The sequence below is a fragment of the Paenibacillus senegalensis JC66 genome (genome assembly GCF_000285515.1).
GTDB lineage: Bacteria > Bacillota > Bacilli > Paenibacillales > NBRC-103111 > Paenibacillus_L > Paenibacillus_L senegalensis.
In genome coordinates this window covers 215,239-241,614 of sequence record NZ_HE610963.1, presented here as the reverse complement: position 1 = coordinate 241,614, position 26,376 = coordinate 215,239, and the positions used below count along the sequence as shown (strand labels likewise).

Here is a 26,376-nt window from a genome sequence, read left to right as displayed (position 1 = left end):
AAAGCTTATTCAAGTACTTTCGGGGGTGCCCCCAACACAGGATGTCCTGCACTGAAAGCAATATATCCGAAAGAGCGATTAGCTCATATCAATCAACGTTTCGCACACGGTCTATTAGACCGCTGCACTGGCTTTATTACTCACTCATTGTTCAGTTTTCAAAGGGCTGTTATTAAGCTTGTCTCCCTTAAGAGCAGATGTTATTGCCCAAAAGCGACTTTCATAATATAGCATGATTCCAGCCGTAAAGTCAATGGTTTATTTTCAATTATTTATTTTCGCATCATTAAGCCTTTATACTTCAATGGAGACACCTGGCATTAACAAATTAATCCTTGATCTTGAAAGTGATGGTCTTCCCTCTGACTCAGAAAGATAACCGGGGGAGTTTGGCATACCGAATAAGGGTAACTGCGGGGCTTGGCAACTCGAAGCACAAAACAAATAAACGGTTTAGAAAGTGAATCCACGCTCAAAAAGATTAAACAAACATCAGCTTAGCTGCTGTTAACAAACCAGCCCCTGGTATTCCGAGAACCGTAACAGCCGCAACGGTCATAACATTGATGGGCAGCCGAAAGCCATATGCAGCCCCAATCCAGTTGATTCCGTACAGCAAAACTGCTGCAAACACAATTTGCAGCGCAACTTGTCCCATCCACTGCAGGGAATGTTTATTTCTGAACAGTACAAAAGCCAACACCGTGCTGGAAAGACCAAATACAATCCACGGAACAACCTTCATTCTAAATAACCTCTCTTTCGAAGTAAATAAAACCCTTCTCCCATTTCAATTGTTTGGCCTTTTTCAACACGAGATCATACTTCTTTTCAGCAGTGACCAATTCATAAATGGCACAGTCGACTTCATCACTGCCGACCGCCCAATCGAGTCTATACTGAGCATTTTCCCATTCGGTATACGCCCGCTGAAGATCACTGAGCACCTCTTCCTTCTCATCACTCCAGACTGTACGCTTTTTTGCCGGCGCCAACTTGCTCCACCACATTTTCATTCTCACCTTGACTCCTCCTTTATACCCGACTGTGGCTGGAATCCAGTTTGTGGCTATGCAGCTCTTGGCAAATTCCCGTGGATTAAGCCGATACCCGGGCAGTAGTGTTCGTCCTTTTGTTTTATTTTATGGTGAGAGGAGGTTTATTTAGAACTCCCTAAACAAAATGAATCCTTGTTTCCTATAACCGAGTAACGAAAAAGGGACCTTCCCAAATGTGCACTCGCCTGTGCTTTAACCAGCAAAAGGCTAAGTTTGCATTCGGGTTAGTCCCTCTATTTCAAGCTGTTGGCCGCAGCTATAAATATATAAAATCACAAGGCCTCTAATCCGGCCCAGGCCATGTATAACTCCGGCTTATCTCGTCAGAGCGGTTCCGCTCTTAGTTTAACTCTCTACGCCCTTCCAATGCTTTAGTCAGGGTCACTTCATCGGCATATTCCAAGTCACCGCCCACAGGCAGTCCATGCGCAATGCGCGTAACCTTTAGACCGAAAGGCTTAACCAGCCTGGACAAGTACATGGCCGTAGCTTCCCCTTCAATGTTGGGATTTGTCGCCAAGATCAGCTCCTGAACCTGCTCATCGCCTAATCTTTTTAACAGCTCTGCCATGTGTATTTCATCAGGACCGATGCCTTCCATTGGAGAAATGGCTCCGTGAAGCACATGGTAATATCCGTTGAACTCCTTGGTTCTTTCCATAGCGACCAAGTCCTTGGGCTCCTGCACCACACAAATGACGGAGGCGTCCCTGCCCTTATCCTGGCAGATGCGGCAAGGATCAATATCGGTAATATTGCAGCAGACGGAGCAATAGCTCAAATTGCGCTTGACACTCACAAGCGCCTTGGCAAAATCAATAGCCTCTTCTTCCTTCATTCGCAGCACATGAAACGCTAGGCGGGCGGCCGTCTTAGGACCTATGCCGGGCAGCTTGGAGAATGAATCAATTAATTTTGCCAAAGGTTCCGGGTAGTACAAGAGAGCAGCTCCTTTTCATATGTTGTCATTAGCCATGCATGCCACACCAATCCGGGAGCCGCACGCGGCAATAAAGTGCATCCGCCTAATGTAAAGCCAGCATTGCATGCACTTGCAGCTTTGGATATTAAAACAATCCTGGGATCTTCATGCCCGCAGTAAATTTACCCATGTCCTGATTAGCCATTTCTTCTGCCTGATTCAAGGCGTCATTAACCGCAGTAAGAACGAGGTCCTGCAGCATTTCCACATCGTCCGGGTCAACAGCTTCCGGCTTGATTTCAATATGAGTGATTTTCTTCTGGCCATTCGCAATTACGGTCACAACCCCGCCTCCAGCAGAGCCTTCTACAGTTTTGTTAGCCAGCTCTTCTTGAGCCTTCAGCATTTGCTCCTGCATTTTTTTCACTTGTTTCATCATTTGATTCATATTGTTCATTTCTCATTACTCCTCGCTTGATTTGATTTTGACCAGGTCCTCGCCAAACTGTTCAATAGCCTCACTAATCCAGGGCTCTTTATTGCTTTGCTGATCCTCGGATTCCCACTGCAGCTCCTCAGTCGGAGGAGCTTCGCCTCCACTTACGGCCTCTTCCCAGTCTTTCTGCATAACACCAATCAGCTGCAGCGGTTCGCCCAGAACCTGCTCCAGCACTCTTTCGATGAGCTGCTTGTTAGCCGGTTTCTCTGTTGTTTCTTTGTGCATTTCACTGCGAAAAGCAAGCAGTAATTGCCCATCGGCAAATGCTACCGGTTCTCCATTCACCAGCCAGGCATGTACGGTAATTTTTTGCTCTTTCACCTGCAGCAAGATTTCACTCCATTGGGCTTTCGCCTTCTTAAACAACGGCGCTTCACGACCAGGCAGGAATCGATCGAGCTTGACCTTCGGTTTATTGAGCGAAGCCGTGCTTCTCCTGCCGCCGAACCCGGCTGCCGTTGATGATGTTGTTGAAGCTGCGCCTGCACCGGAAACCTCGGAGGCTGGTGAGGAGCGCAAACGATCAACGGTCTGTTCCAGTTTCGCTATTCTCTGCTTAAGCGTTTCCAGCAGCGAGTCGTCAATCTGAGCTGATGCAGCCTTACCTTCAGCGGCTTGACCCGCGGATTCATTGGAGCTGCACAGCTTCATAACGGCAATCTCAAACAATATAGCCGGGTGAGAGGAATATTTCATCTCCCCATGGTATCGATTCAGCACCTCAATAATCTGGAACAGTTCATTACGACTAAAGCTCTCCGCCATTGGGCGAAACCGCTCGGGCTGCAAGATTCGATCCGTCACAGCAGCAGAATCCTTAACCATTTGGATAATCAATAAATCCCTAAAATAATGCATGAGACTCTCGACACACTTATCAGGAGACTTGCCCGCGTCCATGAAATCCTCAACGACTTGCATAGCGAGCGGAATATTGCGCTGCAAGATGCATTGAGCCAATTTTTCAAATTGATCATCCGCAATTCCGCCAGTCATAGCCACGGCATGCTCATAAGTGACCGTTCCGCCGGCAAATGAAGAAATTTGCTCCAACAAGCTTAAAGCATCCCTCATTCCTCCTTGGGATAGCCGGGCGATGTATTGCAGAGCCCCTGCTTCCGCCTCTATATGCTCCTCATTGCATATCCGTTCCAAACGGGATACTTGTTCTTCAAGCGACACTCGACGAAAGTCAAACCGTTGGCAGCGGGATATAATCGTAGCTGGGATTTTGTGAGGCTCCGTCGTCGCCAAAATAAACATGACATGAACGGGAGGCTCCTCCAGCGTTTTTAAAAGGGCATTGAACGCCTCTGTAGTCAGCATGTGCACTTCATCTATAATGTAGACCTTGTGGCGAACCTCGGTAGGTGCAAACTTGACCTTGTCACGCAATTCCCGGATTTCATCGACCCCTCGATTGGATGCAGCGTCAATCTCAACCACATCCATTACGGCGCCTTGGGTAATCCGCAGACATGCTTCGCATTCATTACATGGCTCTACAGCAGGACCATGCTCGCAGTTAACAGCTTTGGCCAAAAGCTTGGCTGCGGTTGTTTTCCCTGTCCCTCTCGGCCCGCTGAATAAATAGGCATGGGTAAATCGGCCTTCCTTTAATGAATTCTGAAGGGTTTGAATTATATGCTGCTGCCCAATTACGTCCTGAAATTGCTGCGGCCGCCATTTTCGGTAAAGCGCCATGTGTTGTGTCATAAAACCTCTCCATTAATTCCTTGCCTTCTAAGAGTTGCTTTTTCTATTATACTATACACGCTGCAATCATTGAAACTTTAGAAGGCATAAATTTCGACACACTCTCATATGACCCCTCTCCAGAATTAGGCATTTCCAATAAACAGGTAATATACATTTCATAATCCGCTTAACTTTGGCGGTTAAATTACCGATATGAGAAATAAGCAGAATAGTCCGCCCGCGGATACTATGCATAAGGAATGGCTACCGTAAACGTAGTGCCGTATCCTTTAGATGCCACTCGAATTGAACCTCCGATATCATGAATGATTCGTTGACATACTGATAATCCCAGACCTGTCCCATTTTCTTTAGTAGTGAAGAACGGGTCAAAGATTTTGTCAATAACGAAGTTGGGGATTCCCGGTCCGGTGTCGCGAATCTCTATAATGACCCTCCGACTGTCCTGGTCGAGCTTCTTCGTGATCGAAAGACTGCCACCGTCAACCATAGCTTCGATCCCGTTTTTGCATATGTTTAAGAACACTTGCTTCAACAGTTCCCCGTCCGCAATGACCTGCGGAATCCCTGGCGAGCTTTCATAATATACATTGACGCCATGAAGCAGCGCCTCATTATTTATAATAGGCAGAATTTCCTTCATAACCATTTTGAGATCAACCTTCTGATAAGATACATTTTTGGGCTTGCTCAGCAGCAGAAACTCGCTGACCAGCTCATTAATCCGGTTAATCTCTGTCAGCATAATGTCGGTATAATCCTGCTCTTTAATCATCCCTTTTTCAATGAAGGTGTTTTTCAGCACTTGCATAAAGCCCTTTATGGAAGTAAGCGGATTGCGGATTTCGTGAGCAGTTCCGGCTGCAATTTGGCCAATCATAGCCAACCGGTCACTCCGCTGCACCTGCTCCTCCAGCGATCGCAAGTTGCTGACATCCTTGAATATGACATAAGCCCCAACGGTTGTCCCATTCTCATCCTTTAACAAATTGGAATCCAGCAGCAATTCATAGCGCTCCTGGTTGTTCATCCAGGATATCGCATGATTTCGAACGACCATGCCATTGAGAATGGTGCGCTGCACCAGTTGATGTTGAACGGGCACCGAAGCGAAAATTTCTTCCATTGGCTTATACATGATCTCCGCCCGTTTCAAACCCAGCACCCGGCAAGCCATATCACTAATATCGGTAAGACGGAATTCGGTATCGATTAGAATGACACCCAAATTAATATCCCGCATAAAAGAGCCGGCAAACTGCTGGAGCAGATTCAAGCTTTCCAGAGGCCGGACATCTTCCAGCTGCCAAAGGAAGTATGTACTGCCCGCTTCATTTAATTTTACTATGGAATATGGACTTGTTATCAAGGAGCCGTTCAACGAACGGAACTGTAGCTTAGGAAACAGCTTCTCCTCATAAAGAGTTTCCCGATACCTTTGAAATAAGTCTTCCGCCCTCTCTTTAATACCCAGCTCGCTTACGTTTCGTGTTGTGAATTCATGCGAGGAACCGTCCAGCAATCTAAGTAATGCGGGACTGCAGCAGATGATTTCCCCCGCTTCATCCGTTAACAGGATGCTCTGCGTGTTGCTGGCTTGGATATGACATTTCCAATGTTCCACTGAAAGATGAAATCCGTTTGTGTCAAATGCGGACAACTGCTTCCCCCCTCTACCTATCAAAAAAATGACTGTTCCCACGCGATTAAAGGTCCGGGCTGGGTTATCGCTAGTTTACACGTATTAACATTCGATTCGTTTTTACAAATTCCTTCCAAATACAAAAAAAACACTTCAATTCGAAATAAATTTCGAATTCGAAATGCTTTCCCAGGAAAAACAATATATACCGTGCACCTGTTATTGATCTTGAAATCCAGGCGGAACGAATACTGTTAGCTCGGGTTAGGTTGCCCCTCGGCACATGGAACATCTCGCTTACGGCTGCTTTCTTCCGAACCTGACCGGGTTCACGAGCTTCCATTGCGAAGGACCCGACCGTCAACACCACATATAGACGTCCAGACCCTACATTAACAAGACCTTTAACAGGAATTCAACCCTGCTATAGCGGATTGCAGGTTACAGGGCACCGCTACCTCCCCATCTAGCACGGCATGTCTTAGTATAGACCAATGCGTAATAAATTTCAACCTAGTGTCCAAATCCTTCTACAGCGGAACCGCTTTCCCTGTTCTTAAAATAGACACATTTCCTGTTATGGCTACTTCCGGTAATTCAATATATGCCTGGAACCGTTATGCACTTCTACGCTAACGTTATACCTTGGCATCATATAACTTACCGATTCCTGCGCTTTTTGCTGCAGTTCAGCTGTTTGCTCCGGGGACAGACTGGCAGCTGCCTTCAAGCGAATCCTCATATCGGCCCCTTCGATTCCGACATGAATCCTTTCAACCCCATCCAGCGGAGTTAACGCTTGTTTTACCATTCTGACGTCAGTAGTGTAATTATGAAAGGTAGGACTTGTCGGTAACCCCGGATTGGCGGAGGTTGCCCCAAGATACCCATCTTGCGGGTAGCTTTGCCTAGAGGATGGATTAAATTCCTCGGCTGGGGAAGCACAACCAGCAATCGCGGCAAGTAACAAGGTAAGCATAAGGGCTTGCGCTGCTTTCGTTTGCATAAAAAAATACACCTCCTTGGCTTTAGAATGACCCAAGGAGGTGCTCTTATTCTGTCTAATTAAGGATAAACCGGAAAAACTTAAATTCCGTATTTTTTCTTGAATCTGTCTACACGTCCACCGGCATCCACGAACTTTTGCTTACCTGTAAAGAATGGATGGCAGCTGGAGCAAATCTCTACACGCAGGTTCTCTTTAATCGAACCGGACTCAAAAGAGTTCCCGCACGCACAAGTAACGGTAGTTACGAAATATTTAGGATGAGTTGCTTCTTTCACAATCTTTCACCTCTTTCCGCCCTGATCCCTTAAGCCCGCAGACCAGAGTTATATGCATACTGGACGAATTATATCACGATTATATTGGCATAGCAAGCGGATCTCTTGCAGAATTTACTGGGTGAACTGGTCAATAAGGGCTTGTCACATTCCTGGCAATCCTGCTGCCGGTTTAATCAGGACCAAGCTTCCGCTTCTTGCTGCCGCTTTTGCTGCAGTCCCTTCGGGGTATGAGAATATGAACCAATAGCCACTTCGGGAAGCTCCTGTTGGAAGATCTCAATCATCTGCTTCATTCCAACAATTTCACCTTTGGCATTCGGAATCAGCTGCAAATAGGCTTCAGGATCAATGTTTAAATTACGCAGCTGGATGAGCTTTAGCCCCGTTCTCTTGACAAATTCAAGCATGGCCTCTATCTCTTCCTCACGATCAGTTACACCCGGAAACACCAGATAATTGATGGAAGTCAGCACTCCTTGATCGGAGGCGTACCGAATCGATTTCTCCACATTTTTCAAGGTGTATCCCCGCGGCTTGTAGTAGGCATTATAATGATCGTCTATCGCACTGATCGTACTGACCCGCATCATATCGAGCCCAGCATCCACAATACCTCTAATAAAATCAGTTAGTCCTGCATTGGTGTTGATATTGATATAACCCTGATCCGTGATTTTCCTGACTTCGCGAATGGCCGGGATGATGATGGCAGCTTGAGTTGATGGCTCTCCTTCACAGCCTTGTCCAAAGCTGATGATGCTCTCTGGTGTTTTCAAGTGCTCCAGCATAATCTCCACCACTTCCTCCAGCCGAGGACGGAAGTTCATCCTTGTCTGCGGAGCTACAAATCCGCTATCTTCAGGCTGCTCTGAAATGCAGCCGAAACAGCCTGCATTGCAGGAGTATGACACCGGAACAGCACCTTCCCATCTATCCAGAAAGGTATTGGACGCTGTGAGACATTCATAGCCAAGAGCACAATTGGATAAATGACGGTACAAACGATTATCCGGATATTGGGATAGCTTGGCCTGCACCTTGCTCTCCAGCAGTTGCGGATCACAATTTACCGGATTCCAGCGATAAGGGTCATCACTCATCCGGGCGGCTACATAAAAACCGTCATTTTTCCATACTACCGCCGTATACCCGAATAAGGGCAGCTGGCTGTCCTTGTCCTTTTTTACATAGCCGGGAAGCAGCAGCCGCGTGAAGCCTTGCGGCAGCAAAGCGCCGACCGCTTCGTAGTTTCCGTCTAGAGCCTTCATTCTGCCGCTCTTCTCATCCCAATACACGGGGGTTGTATGCGGCAGACTGACTAGCGTAGCTCCTTCCGGAAGCGGGATTAACTCCTCCTCCAGTATTTCCACAATCATGTCGCCGCTTCTCGCCAACGCCGTGTGACTAGGGTGATCATACACTTGGCCGTCTTGATCAGCGTATACGAGATTCATCGTTTTTCCCCTTGTCTATTAGTAAAATAATTCACCTTTAAGATCCTTTACGCCCAAACACCTCAAGAAGCGGAGTTTTTGACCCTCTTCTGTGGCGGCTGGGTTGTCAGAGTTTCAAGAAATTCTGCATTCGTTTTTGTATCTGCCAGCTTCTTGAGGAACGCCTCTGTAAACTCATGTGATTCCTGCAAGCTTTTCCGCAGGGCCCATATTTTGTCGAGCTCTGACTTCTCCATAAGCAGTTCTTCCCGCCGCGTACCCGAACGACGAATATCGATCGCCGGGAACACTCTTCGTTCTGCAAGCTTGCGGTCAAGATGAAGCTCAAGATTTCCCGTTCCTTTAAATTCCTCATAGATGACATCATCCATTCGCGAGCCGGTCTCAACCAAAGCGGTAGCCAGAATAGTCAGGCTGCCCCCTTCTTCAATGTTGCGAGCGGATCCGAAAAACCGTTTTGGACGATGGAACGCTCCCGGGTCGATCCCTCCGGACAATGTTCTCCCGGACGGCGGAATGACCAGATTGTAGGCTCTCGCCAAACGAGTAATGCTGTCCAACAAAATGACAACATCTTTTTTATGCTCAACCAGGCGCTGCGCTCTCTCCAGCACAAGTTCCGCTACTTTTATATGATTCTCCGGCAGCTCGTCAAAAGTTGAAGCCACAACCTCGCCTTTCACCGACCGCTGCATATCCGTCACTTCTTCCGGACGCTCATCTATCAATAGCACGAACAATTCGATATCGGGATAATTAGTGGAAATACTGTTCGCAATCTCTTTCAGCAATAGGGTCTTGCCTGCTTTGGGAGGGGCAACAATCAAACCGCGTTGTCCTAGCCCTACGGGAGACAATAAATCCATGATTCGTGTCGATAAAATAGAAGGAGAGGTTTCCAGGACAACTTTTTGTTGTGGATATAGTGGAGTCAGCGCGGGGAAATGAAGCCTTTCGGCCGCCGTTTCCGGCTTTTCTCCATTTACCGCTTCGACTTGCAGCAATCCGAAATAGCGCTCGTTCTCTTTAGGGGGCCGGCACTTTCCGGATACCATATCGCCTGATCTCAGATCAAACTTGCGGATTTGAGAGGCCGAGATATAAATATCCTCAGTGCTTGGCAAATAATTAATCGGCCGCAGAAACCCGAAGCCCTCCTGCAAGATTTCAAGCACACCTTCCATAAACATAAGGCCGCCTTTTTCGGCTTGCGCCCTCAAAATGGAAAAAATCAGTTCTTTCTTCTTCATTTGGCCATAATAAGGAATCTGATGAGTCTTAGCCAGTTTGTATAATTCAGTTAGTTTCAGCGCTTCTAATTGCGCTAATTGCATGTCCATGTATTTGACCACCACACTATGAATTTTTAAACACCTTGCTAGAAAGTATATCCATTTTCTTCCTGATGTAATCGCTTATCCATGCTGCTTGTACTTGGTTATAACCAATACTTTCAAGTGTTTATTCTTTTCTCCAGACCTCAGCCCCTAACAAGGACAAATTTTCTACCAGACGATCATACCCGCGATCTATAAACTCAAGTCCATCCACTTCTGTAATCTCGCCTGTAGTAACGGTTAAGCCAGCAACAACAAGCGCGGCGCCGGCCCGCAAATCCGTTGCCGTTACTTTGGCAGCAGTTAGCGGATGTCCGCCTTCAATCACCGCCGAGCGCCCTTCCAGCTTAATACTGGCGCCCATTCTCGAAAGCTCTGGTATGTATTTAAACCGGCTGCTATAAACATAATCGGTCAAAATACTTGTTCCTTTAGCCTGAGTTAACAAACTGGCCATCGGGGATTGAATATCCGTAGCGAACCCCGGATAGATCAGCGCCTTTACGTCTACCGCTTGATATTCAGGCTTCCCAATAACACGAACCGCTTCATCCATCTCCATAACGTCTACGCCCATTTCCGTCAGCTTGGCGGAAACGGCTTCCAAATGCTTGGGAATGACATTATCGACAATAACATCCCCGCGGGTGGCTGCCGCTGCAATCATATAAGTCGCCGCTTGAATTCTATCTGGAATAATAGAATGTCTGCAGCCGTTTAACGACTCTACACCCTCTATCCGAATGGTTTCGGTGCCGACACCCTTGACACGTGCCCCCATTGAGTTTAACAAAGTAGCTACATCTATAATTTCAGGCTCTTTGGCCGCATTTTCTATCGTTGTGATACCTTTAGCCAGCGCTGCAGCCAGCATAATATTAATAGTTGCTCCAACACTGACAACATCCAAGTAAATTCTAGCACCAATTAATCTTTTTGCGCGGATATGAATAGCTCCGCCCTCATTGACAATCTGGGCTCCCAATGCTTCGAAACCTTTAATATGCTGATCGATAGGACGCGGCTCGAAATTACATCCGCCCGGCAAGCCAACGACCGCCTCACCGAATTTGCCTAGCAGTGCTCCCATTAAATAGTATGAAGCTCTCAGCTTTTTAACATTTCCGTTGGGAAGCGGAACAGAACGCAAGCCTTCGGGAGATATGATCATTTGATCTCCATTGCGTTCGACGGTTGCTCCTAATTCCGTTAATAGTTCGGTATAAATCTCTACATCACTAAGCTCTGGCAAATTATCCAGGATGACTTTTGACTCTGCCAATATAGCAGCCGGGATCAGTGCAAGGGCGCTGTTCTTGGCTCCGCTGATCGTCACCGTGCCTTTAAGAGGCCTTCCTCCTGCTACCATTAATTTATTCATGCCTTAGAATGTCCTCCTACCTCGCGAAAATACAGCAACATCAATAAAGGAACGGCTCTGACCGGCTGCTCCTTTATTGATCGCTTGCTGTTATTTCACTTAGGCTTGATTGTCGCTTCCGAACAATTTGATTTTGGATTTGACTACTTCGACCATAGCCTCGCGTGCGGGACTTAAATATTTGCGGGGATCGTAAACCTTGGAGTCGTTATTGAGGACCTGACGGATCGCATCAGTACAAGCAACCTGGTTCTCCGTGTTTACATTGATTTTGCCGACTCCGGCTTCAATTGCCTTGCGAATCATTTCATCAGGCACACCAGAACCTCCGTGCAGAACAATTGGCACAGGAATCGCATTGGCCACTTCCGAAATGATGTCAAAACGAATATTCGGCTCTCCGGCATACATGCCATGTGCTGTTCCTACTGCAATAGCCAGGCAATCGACGCCTGTTTCTTCATAGAAGCGAATCGCTTCCTCAGGCTTAGCCAGACTGGCATCGGCTTCATCAACGCTGATGTCATCCTCTACACCGCCAATAGTACCGAGCTCGCCTTCTACCGAAACACCCATAGCATGAGCGGCTTTTACTACTTCTTTGGTCAAGCGGATATTCTCTTCATACGGATGATGGGAGCCGTCAAACATAACCGAGCTGAATCCGGCTCTGATACACTTCATAGCGACTTCGAAACTGCTGCCGTGGTCCAGATGCAGAGCGATAGGCAATCCGGATTTCTTGGCTGCTGCTTCAGCAATAGCAACAGTAAACTCAATCCCCATATATTTAAGGGCCCCTTCACTTACCCCATAAATAAAAGGAGATTGCAGTTCCTCTGCGGCTTGCATGATCGCTTGCGCGAACTCCAGATTATTCATGTTGAACTGACCTACCGCAAAACGGTTGGCCTTAGCTTTTGGTAAAAATTCATTCATTGAAACCAACGGCATAATACATGTCCTCCTTAGTAGTCGTAACTAAAAAAATTTCGGGCCGCCTTGTCCGACCACAATCATTCTGTGCTATTATAGCACATTCGTTATCGTAATGGTATGGAAGCATTCCTGGCAGTGAACAACAGAGGGCTGCAGCCATTCAGGCATCCTATTATGCTTAGGGCCGCCCGTTGATTAATGCATCAGCCTAAGCTGGGCACGCTCAAAAAAAAAGATCCTGTTCAGGATCCGATAGCGTAATCATTAGAAGTATATACGCCCATTTGGGAATTTACAGCCACCCTAAGCTCGTCAATATCAAATGGCTTGGTGAAATGCATTAACGCTCCGAGGTCAGTCGCTTCCTTGATCATATCCAGTTCCCCGTAAGCGGTCATCATAATGACCTTGATGGAAGAGTCGATTTGTTTGATATGCTTCAGAATGTCAAGTCCGTCCATTCCGGGTATTTTCATATCCAGCAGCACTAAATCCGGAGCTTCCTTCGTCACAATTTCTAGAGCCAGTTTTCCATTCGATGCCTGGAAGGTTTGGTAGCCTTCACTGTTAAAAACTTCAACTAACAAGACACGAATACCGTTCTGATCGTCAACAATTAACAGCTTTTTTTTATCCAAAAAAAGGACCTCCTCGAGAACCGTGTGTCGCTTTTACTTAACATTATTCTACAAGCCCTCGAGGTTTTCCTTCTGAGATAATAAAGAATATTTAGAAATCTTTTCTATATCCTTCCCGAAAATGTTACATTTATGGCTGCGGAGCTGATGAACCGACTCCGCTTTCTTTATATTCCGATGGGTTTTTGGTGTTAAACGCAGCCTTGATAAATTCCCGGAACAACGGCTGGGAACGGTTCGGGCGGGACGTAAATTCCGGGTGGAATTGCACCGCTAAAAACCAGGGATGATCAGGCAGCTCGACAATTTCGACCAGCCTTCCGTCAGGAGATGTACCGGAGACGACAAGCCCAGCCTTTTCGATGATCTCCCGATATTCGTTATTGAACTCGTAACGATGGCGATGCCGCTCGTACACCAGTTCATCTTGATAGCAGGCAAGGGCGAGACTGCCGGGCGCCAATTTACAAGGATATAGGCCCAATCTCATCGTTCCGCCGAGATCCTCGATATCTTTTTGCTCAGGAAGCAAGTCAATAACAGGGTGTAGCGTAACCGGGTTGATTTCCGAGCTGTTTGCCCCTTCCAAACCGGCGACACTGCGCGCATATTCGATTACGGCCACCTGCATGCCGAGGCAAATTCCGAAGAACGGTATTTTTTGCTCGCGCGCATAACGGATCGCAGCTACCTTACCCTCGATTCCGCGATCTCCAAAGCCCCCGGGCACGAGAATTCCCTGCACTCCCGCTAACCGCTGGGCAACATTATCATCCGTCAGCTCTTCCGCATTGACCCAGCGGATTACCACTTCCGTATTGCTGTCGAACCCGGCATGGGACAAAGCCTCGACAATACTTAAATAAGCATCATGCAGAGAAACGTACTTGCCGACAATCGCGATCTCGGTTTTGTACTTCAACTGCTTGACACGCTCAACCATCTGATGCCATTCCGACATATCCGGAGTGTCTCCAGCCAGCTGAAGGTGATTCACTACAATATCATCAAGCCCCTGCTCTCGCAGCATGATCGGAACCTCATACAGCGTATCCGCATCCAGGCACTCAATTACGGCGTTAGAATCTATATCGCAGAACAGGGCGATTTTCCGTTTAAGGTCATCAGACAAAGGATGCTCGGTACGGCAAACAATTACTTGCGGTTGAATACCAATGCTTCTCAGTTCTTTGACACTGTGCTGGGTCGGCTTCGTTTTCACTTCGCCGGCTGCCTTGATATAAGGGATCAAGGTAACATGAATATACATGACGTTCTCTCGTCCGATGTCGCTTTTAATCTGCCGGATCGCCTCCAAGAACGGAAGGCTTTCGATATCCCCGACAGTGCCGCCAATCTCTGTAATCACCACATCGGATTTGGCTTCTCTCCCTGCGCGAAATACCCGATCCTTGATTTCATTGGTAATGTGCGGAATTACCTGCACGGTGCCGCCCAGGTATTCCCCTCTTCGTTCTTTCGTAATGACGGAAGAGTACACCTTGCCCGATGTCACATTGCTGTTTTTAGTCAGGTTAATATCTATAAACCTTTCGTAATGACCAAGATCCAGGTCGGTTTCCGCTCCATCATCGGTTACAAAAACTTCTCCATGCTGATAAGGACTCATCGTGCCTGGGTCAACGTTAATGTAGGGATCAAATTTTTGAATGGTTACTTTGAGGCCCCTGTTCTTTAACAGCCTCCCCAGAGAAGCGGCAGTGATTCCCTTGCCAAGGGAAGAAACGACACCGCCTGTTACAAAAATATACTTGGTCACAATACTTACCTCCTGCGATGATATCCTAACCTGATGCCACAACTGTCTGTTCTGCTAACAAAAAATAAAAAGTGACACCCGAAATCGGGGGCACTTTATGGAATTCACACTATGAAAAACACTTTATTTTTCTAGCCCATGCTATAGTTTACTCCGTCCAATTAAGGCTTGTCAAGTCAACCCGGAGCTAGCGGAATTAGGAAATTCGCTTTCGCTTCCTTAGCGCAAATCATCTTCCTCTTCAATGGGGTCCGAGTCGTCAAATTCCTCTTCTTCATCCTCGTCCAGGTCTTCATCTATTTCTTCAGTATCTTCGCTGTCCTCATCCTCGCCGTAAAATTCTCCGTCCTCATCATCAGCATCGACATCCTCGCGATCCTCATCATAAGAATCGAAATCTTCGTCGTCAGAAATGAAGGCATCTTCCTCTTCCGGAAATACATCTTCTTCCAAATCATCATCGTCATCGTTGATAATTTTAGGTCGTTTGGCGCTACCCATTCCATCATCCGATTTATTGTCAACAGGGTACCATCTTTTAAGTCCCCAGAGATTATTGCCGACACAAGCAAAACGGCCGTCGACATTAATTTCGGTGTATAACTGGGCAATGACATCCATCACTTGGTCTTCTGTAAATCCTTTAATCTGCGCGATCTCTTGCATCAGATCCCGGTAATAATACGGTGAATTCGCTTCTTTCAGCACGAGAAAAGCCAGGTCCACCATAGGCATTTCTTTGGCTTTTTCCGCAGAAATTTTGAGGGTGTATTGGTTACTCATCTCGGACACATCCCTTCTTACTTTTTCGCACAAAACGGTTGCTGCTTCCGATGTCATCATTAAGTAAACCTTATTTTATTCAAAAATGCAACTGTGTACACTTCATCTTTTCCAACAAGAAGGATCCTGAGACACCCCCTAATTTTACCTTCGCAAAAAAAGAAAAGACGGAGACGCTTAGGTCTCCGCTTTCGACTGTATCTCTTTCATGGTTGTTGGCTAATAACCACCTTGTTTCCCAGTACCAAGGGCCAGCCAATCGTCCCTCACTCCATCCTATGTCGTTTCCCTTTGATTGACACGGCTTTATGTGTATTTCTTTTTATGCGGGCGACCATCCGATGCGGGTTCGACCCCCTCTACATACTATGAACCAAATGGTAACCCAAGTTCTTCAAGCGATAGGGAATTTGCGGCAAAGGGGATAGTCATTAATGGAAAAGGATCTCATCCGATCTATACATGATGAGCTGCAAAATGAGGAAGCCTCTCCCCGGTTCATTATCCAGTTCAAGTCTGCAGCCGATTATTCGCAATTCCTGGATCACGTAACGGAGCTCATTCCGAGCTTGGAGAACCTTTCTTATTTGCAGCCATTGCCAGCCATTCACGGATTCACTTGCAAGCTTCGCAATCAAGACAGGCTCAGGGATTTTGCCGGCAAAATTACCGTAGAAGAAGACAAGAAAGTAGCTTTGGTTCATGCCCGGCCCCCTAAACTATCCTCTCACTCCTCCAATAAAATTAGTGTAGGTGATCAATTGATCCCCTGGGGAGTCAGACAAATAAAAGCCCCCGCGGCATGGTCAAGATCCGCCGGTCTGCGGGTTAAAATTGCTGTTATTGACACTGGAATTGATTATCTCCATCCGGACCTGCACCGCAATGTCGCCGGCGGCATTAATGTCGTAGACCGCCGCGCCCTGCCCCGGGACGATAACGGACATGGCACTCATATTGCCGGAACGATTGCCGCTTACTCATCAAAAAAAGGAATTATCGGGGTCGCCCCCCTGGCTTCGTTATATGCTGTGAAAGCTTTCGATCACAACGGTACCGCCTATATTTCGGACATTGTCCACGGGATTGACTGGTGTGTACGCAACCGCATCGATATCATCAACATGAGCTTCGGCATGAAGACGCACAGCAAGGCTCTTGAGGATGCTGTACGCCGCGCTCATGATGCGGGTGTGATTATCGTGGCCTCATCAGGGAATGACGGACGAAGCGGTCGCATCGATTATCCGGCCAGATTCCCGCAAACGATTGCTGTCGGGGCCACCAATAAAAACAAAAAGGTTGCTAAATTTAGCAACCGGGGAAAACGAATCGATATTTACGGTCCTGGCGAGAAGATATACTCCTCTTGGCTCAACGGCAAATATAATGAGTTAAGCGGCACATCCATGGCCACTTCCCATGTTTCCGGTGTCATTGCCCTTTTGTTCGCACAACGCGGGAGAATGTCCGCCCGCCTGGTCAAAGATTTTTTAAAGGCCAGCGCCTCACCCATTACTACGATCCGCAAGACTACTTTAAGCACAGGAGAAGTTCATGCTTTGCAAACCTTAAAAGCGGGCCGTTCTTAAACAGCCCGGAAGCTCCGGTGACGAATCACCGGCTGTTTCGTCTTTGCCGTCTACATGGCTCCGCCTTGCTGCTTCCGATTAATCTGAAAAGACAGCCGGTAAGCTCCGGCATGCTCTCCTGCAAAAAACAGGTCGTAGCTCCACGCAACCTGTCCTATTCCGTCGTTTAAATCCACCTGAAGGTCTTTCGTGCTCATCTCAAGCAGGAGCCGTCCCTGTGGAGTTTCATAAAAGCCGGAAGTCGTCTTGCCGGGAATAAATAGTTGTTCAGAAGCGACTTCGCCATGACGGATGATTTTCAGCTGATGCTTATGAATTTTGACCGTCGTGTTCGTTTGTCCTAAGTCTTTTTCGGGGTAGCGCAAATAAATGTGCTCCCCTTTTACATATAAATCAGCCTTCACTTGCTGGTGAGTTTTCTCTGACTCCACATAACTAACAATGCTAACTTCTACTTCAGCCGGAGAAGAAATGGAGGCCACCTCCAGTGGTTATCCCTTGCAGAGATCTTCGACGAATTTAGGCAGCACAAAAGCGGCCTTATGCAGCTTTGGCGTATAGTACTTGGTTTCAATTTCCGGGATTGTATTTTCGTCGACCTCTAACGGGTCATAGACTTTACTGCCCATCGTGAAAGTCCACAATCCGCTTGGATAGGTCGGGATATTCGCGCCATACACTCTGACGATCGGGAAGATTTCCTTCACATCTCGATTCACGCTCTGGATCAGATCTGCTTTAAACCAAGGGTTGTCCGTTTGGGCAACAAAAATTCCATCCTCATGCAGCGACTCGTAAATCGCCTGATAGAAGCCTCTGCTGAATAATTCAACAGCCGGACCAACCGGCTCGGTCGAATCGACCATAATAATATCATATTCGTTTTTGTGCTCGTGAATATGCATATACCCGTCATTCACCTGAACCTCTACTCTCGGGTTATCCAGTTCACCAGCGATTTCAGGCAAGAATTTTTTAGAGTATTCGATCACTTTGCCGTCGATGTCGACCAGCACTGCTTTTTCCACTTTCGGGTGCTTCATGATTTCGCGGATGACTCCGCCATCGCCGCCGCCTACTACCAGCACTTTCCGGGGATTGGGATGCGTGAACAATGCCGGATGGGCCACCATTTCATGGTAAACAAATTCATCCTTCACCGTAGTCATGACCATGCCGTCGAGGACAAGCATTCTTCCGAATTCTTCTGTATCGATAATAGCCAGATCTTGAAACTCAGTTTTTTCTCTAACTAAAGTTTCCTTTATTTTAGCTGTAATACCAAAGGCTTCTGTTTGTTTTTCCGTATACCATAATTCCATGGTTATCCCTTCTTTCCTCAAACTTGGCTCGGGGAACTTCTGTATCCCGGCTGACTTTAGGTGCAGCCATCGAATCCCTACCCAATAAGTTAATCCATTACTCGGCCCATTAAACCGATATCGAAATAAATGGCGACCACCGTCTGCATCCTTTTTTCGACACGGAATGCTTACGTAACAATAGTATTATAGTGAATTGCACGGAAAATGCAATGCTTGATTACAACACTTCCGTCCGTGGTAAAAATATCCGTTCTCCCATTGAATAGATCATCCCAACCTTTTCCATACTAGTTAACAACAGCTGGTTTAAGAGAAGGGGGCGAGATTTGTGAATTCACTGGAGCATTCCGAGACACCTGTATGGCTGCGCAGGCTTCGCAAGCTATTTTCTTTCCTATTCTCTTCTCTTGTCATTATGGCGGCAGCCGCCGTCTTGCTGCTGCTCTATCTGCGTTCACAGGCCTTGCCTGCCACTACGGTATTACAGACCTCGGAAATCTACGATATCCATGGAGAATTAATTGACTCCTTTCACGGGGGGCAAAACCGGCAGATGGTTTCGCTCGACGAGATCTCTCCATATTTAATACAGGCGGTATTAGCTATAGAGGATGAAAGATTTTATCAGCATTTCGGGATAGATCCACGCGGGGTTGCTCGTTCCGCCCTGGTAAATCTGAAGTCGATGTCCAAGCAGCAGGGCTCAAGCACGATTACTATGCAGCTGGCCAGAAATTTGTTCCTTAATCATGACAGAACCTGGTCCAGAAAAATAAAAGAATCCATCTATGCCCTGCAGCTCGAGCTGCAGCTGAGCAAGGATCAGATTCTGGAGCAATACTTGAACCAAATATATTATGGTCATTCCACCTACGGGATTCAAGCGGCATCCCAGCTGTTCTTTGGCAAGGATGCCAGTGAGCTGACCCTGGCGGAAAGCGCTCTGCTGGCCGGCGTCCCTAAGGGGCCGCGATATTACTCTCCGTTCTGGGACATGGATAATTCCCTGCAGCGGCAAAAGCTAGTCTTAAATGCGATGGTCAGACAAAATTTAATTACGCAGGAAGAAGCCGACCAGGCCGCCAAGGAGACGCTCGTTTTTCAGGAGGCCAACCGCGATTCCGATTCCGAAGCCCCTTATTTCCAGGACTATGTGCGCCGATTTGTCAGCCAGGAGCTGGGACTTAGTGAGCCTTCGTTTGAAACGGGGGGCATTCGTATTTACACCACCTTGGATTTAAGGGCACAGAAGATTGCTGAGGAAGCGATGGCTAAGCATCTGGACGCAGAAAGCGAGCTGCAGGGGGCTCTCGTAGCTATCGACCCGCGGAACGGTCATATCAAGGCTATGGTCGGCGGAAAAAATTATGAAGACAACCAGTTTAATCGGGTGTTTACGACCACCAGGCAGCCGGGCTCGTCATTTAAGCCATTTGTCTATCTGACCGCATTGGAAAAAGGCTTTACTGTCTTAAACAAGTACAAAAGCGAACCGACTGCCTTTGTTTATGATGATGGCAAAAAAACCTACGAACCGGGAAATTTCAATAATCATTATGAAAATGACTGGATCGATATGCGCATGGCAATCGCCAAATCCGATAACATTTATGCGGTCTCAGCTCTCATGGATGTTGGAGCGGATAATGTTATTGACACCGCCCGGAGACTGGGCATTACCAGCCCGCTGAGCCCTATGCCGTCGATGGCGCTAGGCACATATCCGGTGAGCCCTTTTGAAATGGCTACAGCCTACGGCACCTTGGCCAATAACGGAGTAAAGGTAGAGCCTATCGCTGTCCTGAAGGTAGTAAATTCCAAAGGGAAGGTGCTTTATGAGGCTGAACCTAAAGAGGAAAGAGTGGTGGAAGCCGCCCATGCCTATGTGCTGACTCATATGATGCAAAGCGTCTTTGAACAAGGAGGAACCGCCCATCGGGTATCTTCAACAATCAAACGGCCGGTAGCCGGTAAAACCGGGTCGACCAATACAGACGCCTGGATGGTTGGGTATACCCCGGAACTGGCGGCCGCTGTCTGGATCGGTTATGATCGCGGACAATCGATTTCCAATGCTGATTCATACAAATCAGCACCTATTTTTGCGGAATTTATAGAGAAGACACTGGATCCGGTTCCGCCGAAGATTTTTCCTATCCCCGAGGGAGTAACCAGCGTTTATGTAGATCCGGCAGCGGACGGTTCCACCGCTATGGATTGCCAGGCATCGCGGCTCGAGGTATTCGTGAAAGGGACCGAGCCGGTTCATTATTGCAAAGGACCTCCAGAGTTGGAAGAAGAGCCTCCTGCAGAGAAGAGCGAAAGCTCCTGGTGGGAGCTGTTCAAGCGCTGGTGGAATGAATAACTCTAAGCTTTTCACAAACGCTCCATCTGTACCCGCTCACAAGCCGAAATAACGCAAAGAAGCAGACGGGTTCCTGTCTGCTTCTTTGCTGTCCTAGTATATTCATGTAAATATACTTTTCATAGTATACAATGATTGTCAGACCTTCTCAACGGGTGACACATAATCGACATAATTAGAAAGCGATCAAAATTACGCCAGCGCCTCTTTCAGCTCATCCGGTGAACGATGCCACCATTCCTCGTTATGTTCGATTAACACATTTTTCAGCAGCTGCTTTTCCTTCGCCCCTAAATCCTCAAGCATTATTTTTCTTTTCATTGCCCGATCCATTCGGTTAACATGGTCGGCAAGAATTTTCCAGCCCCTGCGTGCTTCCGTATCAATGAGCATTTCACATGCGGCAGCTCCCGCGTAATAGGCCCCTTCCTCGCTGTGCCCAACCGCAATCCACACAATCCAGCATTGCCGCCCGTTAGGGACATCGGCTTTATCCTGCGAGAACTTAATTCTTTTCTCCACCCTGCTCTTCGCATGCAAAGTGCCGTTATCCAGGTACGCTTCATCTCCATCGATAATAATGCCGGATACATTGCTAAGGTCAATCGAGCCGGCCCCGAATCCTTTATGATTGACGCGGGTGCTTACTATATTTAACGCATTAAGTTTCTTGCTGCTGTCATTCTCAGCCATACTCAATCACTCCACTTTTCAACGTTTTGTTCAACGGCAGGGGCGCAGATAGCGCTAAGCAACGGCTTTCTTAACCGTCAGCCGTTTTTAACGACGCTGTTTTCTATATTTTAGCTAATATTCCCCCAATTGCAAACATATACATGCTGTAGATGCTTGTCAACGGGGGGAATACGATGAAATTGTCGATCAACCATTCACTCAAATTATGGCTGTTTATAGTTCTGGCAAGCTGTAGCTTGACTGCCGGAATACTCTATTTCACCGGCAAGGAAGACCCCTTGCCTACAGCTTCTTATTCTGCACCGATCGTTAATGATCCTGTGCCCCAGCGCTGGGTCGACCCTACCGCTCCGGCGCCTATGAGCAAAAGAATAGTCGAGTATCATATTTCGGTTGCCCTGCAGACGGATACCAATCAATTATCCGGAAGCCAAACGCTGACCTGGGAAAACCCGGGTGCCAAACCGGTCAGTGAGCTGTATTTCCATTTGTATCCTAATGCCTTCGAATCCAAGAAGACAACCTTCTTCCAGGAATCAGGCGGGAAGCTGCGCCAGGATGAGCATACGCAGGAAAGCTTCGGGAGCATGGAGCTGCTGTCAGTGAAGACGGTCGACGGACTTGATTTAACTGACCGGATTCAGTACGTTCAACCCGATGATGGCAATATTCATGACCGCACACTAATAAGAATTGTCCTGCCTGGAGCGGTCCAGCCCGGACAAACCGTCACTCTCAGCATGGATTACACAGTCCAGCTGCCCCGGGTGTTTGCCCGTATGGGTTATGCGGATGAATTCTACATGGCGGGACAATGGTTTCCCAAAATCGCTGTTTATGAGCCGGCTGGGAGAAGAGGCCGGGCAGAAGAAGGCTGGAATCTCCATCAATATCACGGCAATTCTGAATTCTACGCGGATTTCGGCATATATGATGTGAAGATAAAAGTCCCTTCCAACTATACAGTTGCGGCGACCGGCTTCCCGACGAAGAATGCTGTTGAGCAAAACGGAACGAAAACGTACCGCTTCTATGCTGATGATGTTCACGACTTTGCCTGGGCTGCTTCCCCTAATTTTGTTTATCATGAAGAACCTTTCTCTACGGAGCAGATTCCGGGCGTCAAAATCAAGCTTTATCTTGATCCCAAGCATGAGCACTTGAAACAGCGGTATATGCAAGCGGCTAAAAAGTCGTTAGCCCGATACAGCGAATGGTATGGCAGCTACCCTTATTCCACCTTATCGATCGTAGTGCCTCCCGGTGATGCCAACGGGGCCGGAGGGATGGAATACCCGACGCTGATTACAGCTTGGGGGGCCGTTAACGATTGCGCCGATCTTTCACTTGAACGGGTCATCGTTCATGAAATCGGTCATCAGTTCTTTTATGGAATGGTAGCCAGCAATGAGTTTGAGGAAGCCTGGTTGGATGAAGGGTTTACCTCCTATGCGGAAGACAAGATTATGGAGAAGGAATTTGGGATTAAACCTAATATCCCGGTGGAAGCCAGCTACATAACCTCGCCTGCCCCATTGACCAGGAACGCATGGGATTACAGCAGCCATAGCGAATACGCCGAAAATGTATATACCCGCGGCAAGCTGGTTCTCATGGCGGTAGAAAAGGAAATTGGCGAGCAGCAGATGAACCGGGTGATGAGGACCTACTTCCAGCGCTGGAAATTCCGCCATCCGGCCACGGAAAACTTCCGGGAGGTTTTGGAGGAGGTTACGAAGAAAGACTGGCAGCCATTTTTCGACCAGTTCGTCGGCGGGAAAGAAATGATTGACTATAGTGTGGAAAATATCGTTCTTGAGGAGATAGAAGGACCTGAGGGAAAACCGCAGTACGAGCACGAAGTCAAGGTCGTTCAGAAGGGTGCCCGTCACCATACGGTACCCATCCGCTTCTACTTTGAAGATGGCACCGTCCTTGATAAAACATGGGATAGCCAAGGCAGCCAGATCGTATTCAAGCTGGTTCACGACTCGCAGCTTTCCCGTGTCGTCATCGACCCTGAACATACCTTGGTACTGGAAAACAAGCACATTAATAATTATATGAATGCCACCGTAGATTCCAGATGGAGCATTCGCTTGAATGTCGGTTTGGTCAAATTACTAGAGATCCTGTTCAACTTGGTCTCCTAGAAAGGGGTGAGCCTGTATGCTGAAGTATATCAAACAAGGATGGAATGCCGCTGTGCAGCAGCCATTTGTTGTAGTTACCTTATTTCTTTACCGGTTCGCCTGGGGATTTCTTCTCTATGAAATCGTCAAGAGCGTTGTCATTCCACTACAGTACCGTTATCCGGGAGAAGCTGCTCCGGAAAGAGTCAAGCTGTTCCTCGCCGAAGCGCAATTTCAGCTGTTTAAAACAGATCTTGTCCACCCGTATTTATGGCTGCTGCTCGGCCTGCTGCTGGTTAAAATGCTGCTTACCCCGCTTTTTAATTCAGCCGTGTGCTACTCGCTGGAGCATACCCGGCTGAATTACGGCTACCGTTTCTTTAAAGGCATGAAAGAACTAGCCAAGCCGTTTTACCTGATCTACCTGGTTCAGCTAATTGCCGTGCTGACTCCGCTGTATTGGCTGCTGCCTGCCATCGCCCGCTCAGTGGAGCAAGCTCAAAGCTATCAGGAGCTGCTTCTCCACGGCTTGCCTTGGGTCGCAGGCTGGATCATGTACAGCTCGCTGATCAAAATCCTGCTGCTCTACATCCAGCTCGCTTTTACATGCAGCATTCCGTGGACCCGCGCCCTCACCTGCTTGCTGCGATCCTTCCTGCTTGCAGTGGGCACCGCGCTTTCGCTTTGGGGCATTGGCCTCCTTGTCGGAGCCGCTGTCCTAACCACGGTTTTCCTGTGGGCCGGTTTTTGGGCTCTGGTAATTTACCAGCTATTCCGCTTTGTGGAAAGCTTCCTTTCCGTTTGGCGCATAACCGCCCAGCACCAGCTGCTGACAGACAGAGCAGCATAACCTGTACTTGTGCATAATCCGCACCCCTAACGTTTCTCCGCCCTGTTTCGGGGCGGGGTTTTTGCTATCTTCAGCTGTGATTAGCAGCCGCCATACTAATGATTAATGATTACCTCAACGGGGTAAAAGGGAGAAACCAGGAAAGGAGGTATTATATGCATTTGAAAAAAGAAATCGAGAACATTCAAAGCTTTGCTCCGAACCCCAAGGAGCTGATCCTCACCATTTACCTGGACACCCGCCCCGACAGCAGCCAAAAATCAGCATGGCAAATCCGATTGAAGAACGGGTTGAAAAAGCTGATGGAATACGCCGAGGCAGAGGGCAATTCGGACCGAATTTCACAATTACGCAAACTGCAACAAGAAGTGCTGAAAGAAATGGAAGGCCAAAGACACTCCGTTAAGAACGGATGGATTGTCATTGCTTCTCCCTCGAAGCAAGCATGGTTTAATCAGCAGGTCCAGGTCCCCGTTCCCAATGCGTTTTACTGGGAGCAGGAGCCCCATTTGGACGAGCTGACCCAAACAATCCAGACCTACCCCGCTGCAGGCGCAGTTCTTCTGGGCAAAGAAAAGGTTACCGTACTGGATACTTTTCTCGGACTGGTGCAGCAGGAGTGGAACTTTGAGTGGAATCCCGATCTGGAGGACTGGGGTGAGATGAAAGGCTTGGCCCATTCAAATCGGGTAGCTTCGGGCTCCAACCATATCGACAATTTTGAGAAGCGGTACGAGCATAACCAGCAGCGCTGGCTAAATCGGCTGAGCTCCGTACTCTCCCGCCTTTCCAAGCGCTACCAATGGAAGGAATTGATTATGAGCGGGGAGAAAAATCTGACTAGAGAAACAGCCAAAGCAATCAAAACGCCCGTTCCCCGTGTTCTATCCAAAAACTACAACGGTAAACCCGCCCAGAAACTATTACAGGAAGTATACACAGCAATACAGTCTTAAGATCTAAATCTGCCATTCTCCGATAAAGACAGGACAAGCAATCAAGCACAACTTGGACTATTCCCCATCAGGCTTAATGGTTACCCGCATGACAGCATTCTTCCAGGGACAGACTACAAAATAATGAAAATGTTGACAACAGAAAGGATGAAATGTAATGCGTGACAAAAGCTTAATCAACAAGGTAGCGGTCGTATCTGGCGGAGGTTCCGGAATCGGCCGCGCTTCAGCCCTGCTGCTGGCCAAGCATGGCGCCAAAGTCTGCTTTCTGGACAGGTCGCCGGATGAGGCGGAAAAAGTGATAGCTGAAATTAAGGAGCAGGGCGGCGAAGCGATGGTCGCGGAAACGGATGTATCTAATGAGGAGATGGTGCGCAAAGGCATTCAAGCGGCAGCCGATGCCTGGGGAAGGGTCGATATTGTATTTGCCAATGCAGGGATCAACGGCACATGGGCGCCCATTGAAGAACTCTCCGTAGAGGATTGGGAAACGACGATGGACATTAATCTTAAGGGCACATTTATGACAGTGAAATATGCCGTTCTGCATTTGAAGAAAAATGGCGGGAGCGTCATCATCACCAGCTCCATTAACGGCAACCGGACCTTCTCCAATTTCGGCTCTAGCGCCTATAGTACAAGCAAAGCCGGACAAGTTGCGTTCATGAAAATGGCGGCGCTGGAATTAGCCCAGTTCAAAATACGTGTCAATGCGATTAGTCCTGGCGCCATCGAGACCAATATCGATGAAAACACTAACATTACCGATTCAGTGGACAAAATTGAAATTCCCATGAAATTCCCTAAGGGCAGTCAGCCTCTTGCCCAAGGCTCCGGATCACCTGAGCAGGTTGCTGATCTGGTTCTGTTCCTCGCTTCCGATGCTTCCTCGCATATTACGGGAACGAACATCTATATTGACGGCGTAGAATCTTTGCTGCGATAAAAGCTCATGGAATTGCAAATTGCCGAAAGGAAAAAATCAGGTCGGAGTGTAAACTTCGGCCTGATTTTATTTAGT

Annotated in this window: 24 protein-coding genes and 1 other RNA gene; 6 read left to right on the top strand and 19 right to left on the bottom strand. The window is 47.7% G+C overall.

Annotated features, from left to right (window positions below; translation table 11 throughout):
• Positions 1-481 precede the first annotated feature (481 nt).
• The 16 genes from PSHG_RS23435 to rpoE all read right to left on the bottom strand — a co-directional run bounded on the left by PSHG_RS23435 (position 482) and on the right by rpoE (position 15,439).
• Complete coding sequence (locus PSHG_RS23435; RefSeq protein ID WP_010278536.1) at positions 482-745, bottom strand: pro-sigmaK processing inhibitor BofA family protein; 264 nt, start codon at positions 743-745, stop codon at positions 482-484.
• Between the two features lies 1 nt (position 746).
• Positions 747-1,016 carry a DUF2508 family protein gene (locus tag PSHG_RS28835; protein ID WP_010278535.1) on the bottom strand — a complete coding sequence of 90 codons (270 nt, stop codon included), beginning with the start codon at positions 1,014-1,016 and terminating at the stop codon, positions 747-749.
• 382 nt (positions 1,017-1,398) lie between these two features.
• Positions 1,399-1,998 (bottom strand): recombination mediator RecR, encoded by a 600-nt coding sequence (gene recR, locus PSHG_RS23425; protein WP_010278534.1) that lies wholly within the window; start codon positions 1,996-1,998, stop codon positions 1,399-1,401.
• Positions 1,999-2,125: 127 nt separating this feature from the next.
• Positions 2,126-2,437 (bottom strand): YbaB/EbfC family nucleoid-associated protein, encoded by a 312-nt coding sequence (locus PSHG_RS23420; RefSeq protein ID WP_010278532.1) that lies wholly within the window; start codon positions 2,435-2,437, stop codon positions 2,126-2,128.
• 6 nt (positions 2,438-2,443) lie between these two features.
• Positions 2,444-4,195 carry a DNA polymerase III subunit gamma/tau gene (gene dnaX, locus PSHG_RS23415; RefSeq protein WP_042122701.1) on the bottom strand — a complete coding sequence of 584 codons (1,752 nt, stop codon included), beginning with the start codon at positions 4,193-4,195 and terminating at the stop codon, positions 2,444-2,446.
• A gap of 229 nt (positions 4,196-4,424) precedes the next feature.
• The gene (locus tag PSHG_RS23410; protein ID WP_010278528.1) at positions 4,425-5,858 is read right to left on the bottom strand and encodes an ATP-binding protein; all 1,434 of its coding nucleotides are present in this window, start codon (positions 5,856-5,858) and stop codon (positions 4,425-4,427) included.
• Positions 5,859-6,048: 190 nt separating this feature from the next.
• Positions 6,049-6,315, bottom strand: an RNA gene (gene ffs, locus PSHG_RS30160) — signal recognition particle sRNA large type.
• A gap of 108 nt (positions 6,316-6,423) precedes the next feature.
• Positions 6,424-6,846, bottom strand: a complete 423-nt coding sequence (locus PSHG_RS29660; protein WP_010278526.1) for a hypothetical protein — start codon at positions 6,844-6,846, stop codon at positions 6,424-6,426.
• Between the two features lie 80 nt (positions 6,847-6,926).
• On the bottom strand, positions 6,927-7,124 hold the full coding sequence (rpmE, locus tag PSHG_RS30155; protein ID WP_010278523.1) for a 50S ribosomal protein L31: 198 nt from the start codon (positions 7,122-7,124) through the stop codon (positions 6,927-6,929).
• Positions 7,125-7,300: 176 nt separating this feature from the next.
• The gene (locus PSHG_RS23400) at positions 7,301-8,581 is read right to left on the bottom strand and encodes a radical SAM protein (protein ID WP_010278521.1); all 1,281 of its coding nucleotides are present in this window, start codon (positions 8,579-8,581) and stop codon (positions 7,301-7,303) included.
• 62 nt (positions 8,582-8,643) lie between these two features.
• Positions 8,644-9,921 (bottom strand): transcription termination factor Rho, encoded by a 1,278-nt coding sequence (gene rho, locus PSHG_RS23395; RefSeq protein ID WP_010278517.1) that lies wholly within the window; start codon positions 9,919-9,921, stop codon positions 8,644-8,646.
• Between the two features lie 121 nt (positions 9,922-10,042).
• Positions 10,043-11,299 carry a UDP-N-acetylglucosamine 1-carboxyvinyltransferase gene (locus PSHG_RS23390; RefSeq protein WP_010278515.1) on the bottom strand — a complete coding sequence of 419 codons (1,257 nt, stop codon included), beginning with the start codon at positions 11,297-11,299 and terminating at the stop codon, positions 10,043-10,045.
• 99 nt (positions 11,300-11,398) lie between these two features.
• Positions 11,399-12,253, bottom strand: a complete 855-nt coding sequence (gene fba / locus PSHG_RS23385; protein WP_010278513.1) for a class II fructose-1,6-bisphosphate aldolase — start codon at positions 12,251-12,253, stop codon at positions 11,399-11,401.
• A 227-nt stretch (positions 12,254-12,480) separates the two neighbouring features.
• Positions 12,481-12,876, bottom strand: a complete 396-nt coding sequence (locus PSHG_RS23380; RefSeq protein ID WP_010278512.1) for a response regulator — start codon at positions 12,874-12,876, stop codon at positions 12,481-12,483.
• Positions 12,877-13,006: 130 nt separating this feature from the next.
• Positions 13,007-14,656, bottom strand: coding sequence for a CTP synthase (locus tag PSHG_RS23375; RefSeq protein ID WP_010278511.1), 1,650 nt, complete (start codon positions 14,654-14,656; stop codon positions 13,007-13,009).
• 219 nt (positions 14,657-14,875) lie between these two features.
• Positions 14,876-15,439, bottom strand: coding sequence for a DNA-directed RNA polymerase subunit delta (rpoE, locus tag PSHG_RS23370; protein WP_026021583.1), 564 nt, complete (start codon positions 15,437-15,439; stop codon positions 14,876-14,878).
• A 434-nt stretch (positions 15,440-15,873) separates the two neighbouring features.
• Here rpoE and PSHG_RS23365 point away from each other — a divergent pair, with 434 nt between their 5' ends.
• Complete coding sequence (locus PSHG_RS23365) at positions 15,874-17,031, top strand: S8 family peptidase (protein WP_010278505.1); 1,158 nt, start codon at positions 15,874-15,876, stop codon at positions 17,029-17,031.
• A gap of 50 nt (positions 17,032-17,081) precedes the next feature.
• On the opposite strand, the gene PSHG_RS28825 is transcribed toward PSHG_RS23365, so the two are convergent.
• Together PSHG_RS28825 and speE are read right to left on the bottom strand one after the other, a co-directional pair.
• Complete coding sequence (locus PSHG_RS28825; RefSeq protein WP_010278501.1) at positions 17,082-17,513, bottom strand: DUF1934 domain-containing protein; 432 nt, start codon at positions 17,511-17,513, stop codon at positions 17,082-17,084.
• 9 nt (positions 17,514-17,522) lie between these two features.
• Positions 17,523-18,353: a polyamine aminopropyltransferase gene (speE, locus tag PSHG_RS23355; RefSeq protein ID WP_010278499.1), complete on the bottom strand. Its 831-nt coding sequence runs from the start codon at positions 18,351-18,353 to the stop codon at positions 17,523-17,525.
• 331 nt (positions 18,354-18,684) lie between these two features.
• Here speE and PSHG_RS23350 point away from each other — a divergent pair, with 331 nt between their 5' ends.
• Positions 18,685-20,721 carry a transglycosylase domain-containing protein gene (locus tag PSHG_RS23350; protein WP_010278496.1) on the top strand — a complete coding sequence of 679 codons (2,037 nt, stop codon included), beginning with the start codon at positions 18,685-18,687 and terminating at the stop codon, positions 20,719-20,721.
• 192 nt (positions 20,722-20,913) lie between these two features.
• Here PSHG_RS23350 and PSHG_RS23345 read toward each other — a convergent pair whose 3' ends face one another.
• A complete protein-coding gene (locus PSHG_RS23345) occupies positions 20,914-21,414 on the bottom strand; it encodes a YwhD family protein (RefSeq protein WP_010278494.1) in 501 nt (166 codons plus the stop codon).
• 176 nt (positions 21,415-21,590) lie between these two features.
• Between PSHG_RS23345 and PSHG_RS23340 the strand changes: the two genes are divergently transcribed.
• The 4 genes from PSHG_RS23340 to PSHG_RS23325 all read left to right on the top strand — a co-directional run bounded on the left by PSHG_RS23340 (position 21,591) and on the right by PSHG_RS23325 (position 26,301).
• Positions 21,591-23,570 carry a M1 family metallopeptidase gene (locus PSHG_RS23340; RefSeq protein WP_010278491.1) on the top strand — a complete coding sequence of 660 codons (1,980 nt, stop codon included), beginning with the start codon at positions 21,591-21,593 and terminating at the stop codon, positions 23,568-23,570.
• Positions 23,571-23,586: 16 nt separating this feature from the next.
• Positions 23,587-24,399: a hypothetical protein gene (locus PSHG_RS23335; protein WP_010278488.1), complete on the top strand. Its 813-nt coding sequence runs from the start codon at positions 23,587-23,589 to the stop codon at positions 24,397-24,399.
• 155 nt (positions 24,400-24,554) lie between these two features.
• Positions 24,555-25,355 (top strand): VLRF1 family aeRF1-type release factor, encoded by an 801-nt coding sequence (locus PSHG_RS23330; RefSeq protein ID WP_010278484.1) that lies wholly within the window; start codon positions 24,555-24,557, stop codon positions 25,353-25,355.
• A 157-nt stretch (positions 25,356-25,512) separates the two neighbouring features.
• Positions 25,513-26,301, top strand: a complete 789-nt coding sequence (locus PSHG_RS23325) for an SDR family oxidoreductase (protein WP_010278481.1) — start codon at positions 25,513-25,515, stop codon at positions 26,299-26,301.
• Positions 26,302-26,376 lie beyond the last annotated feature (75 nt).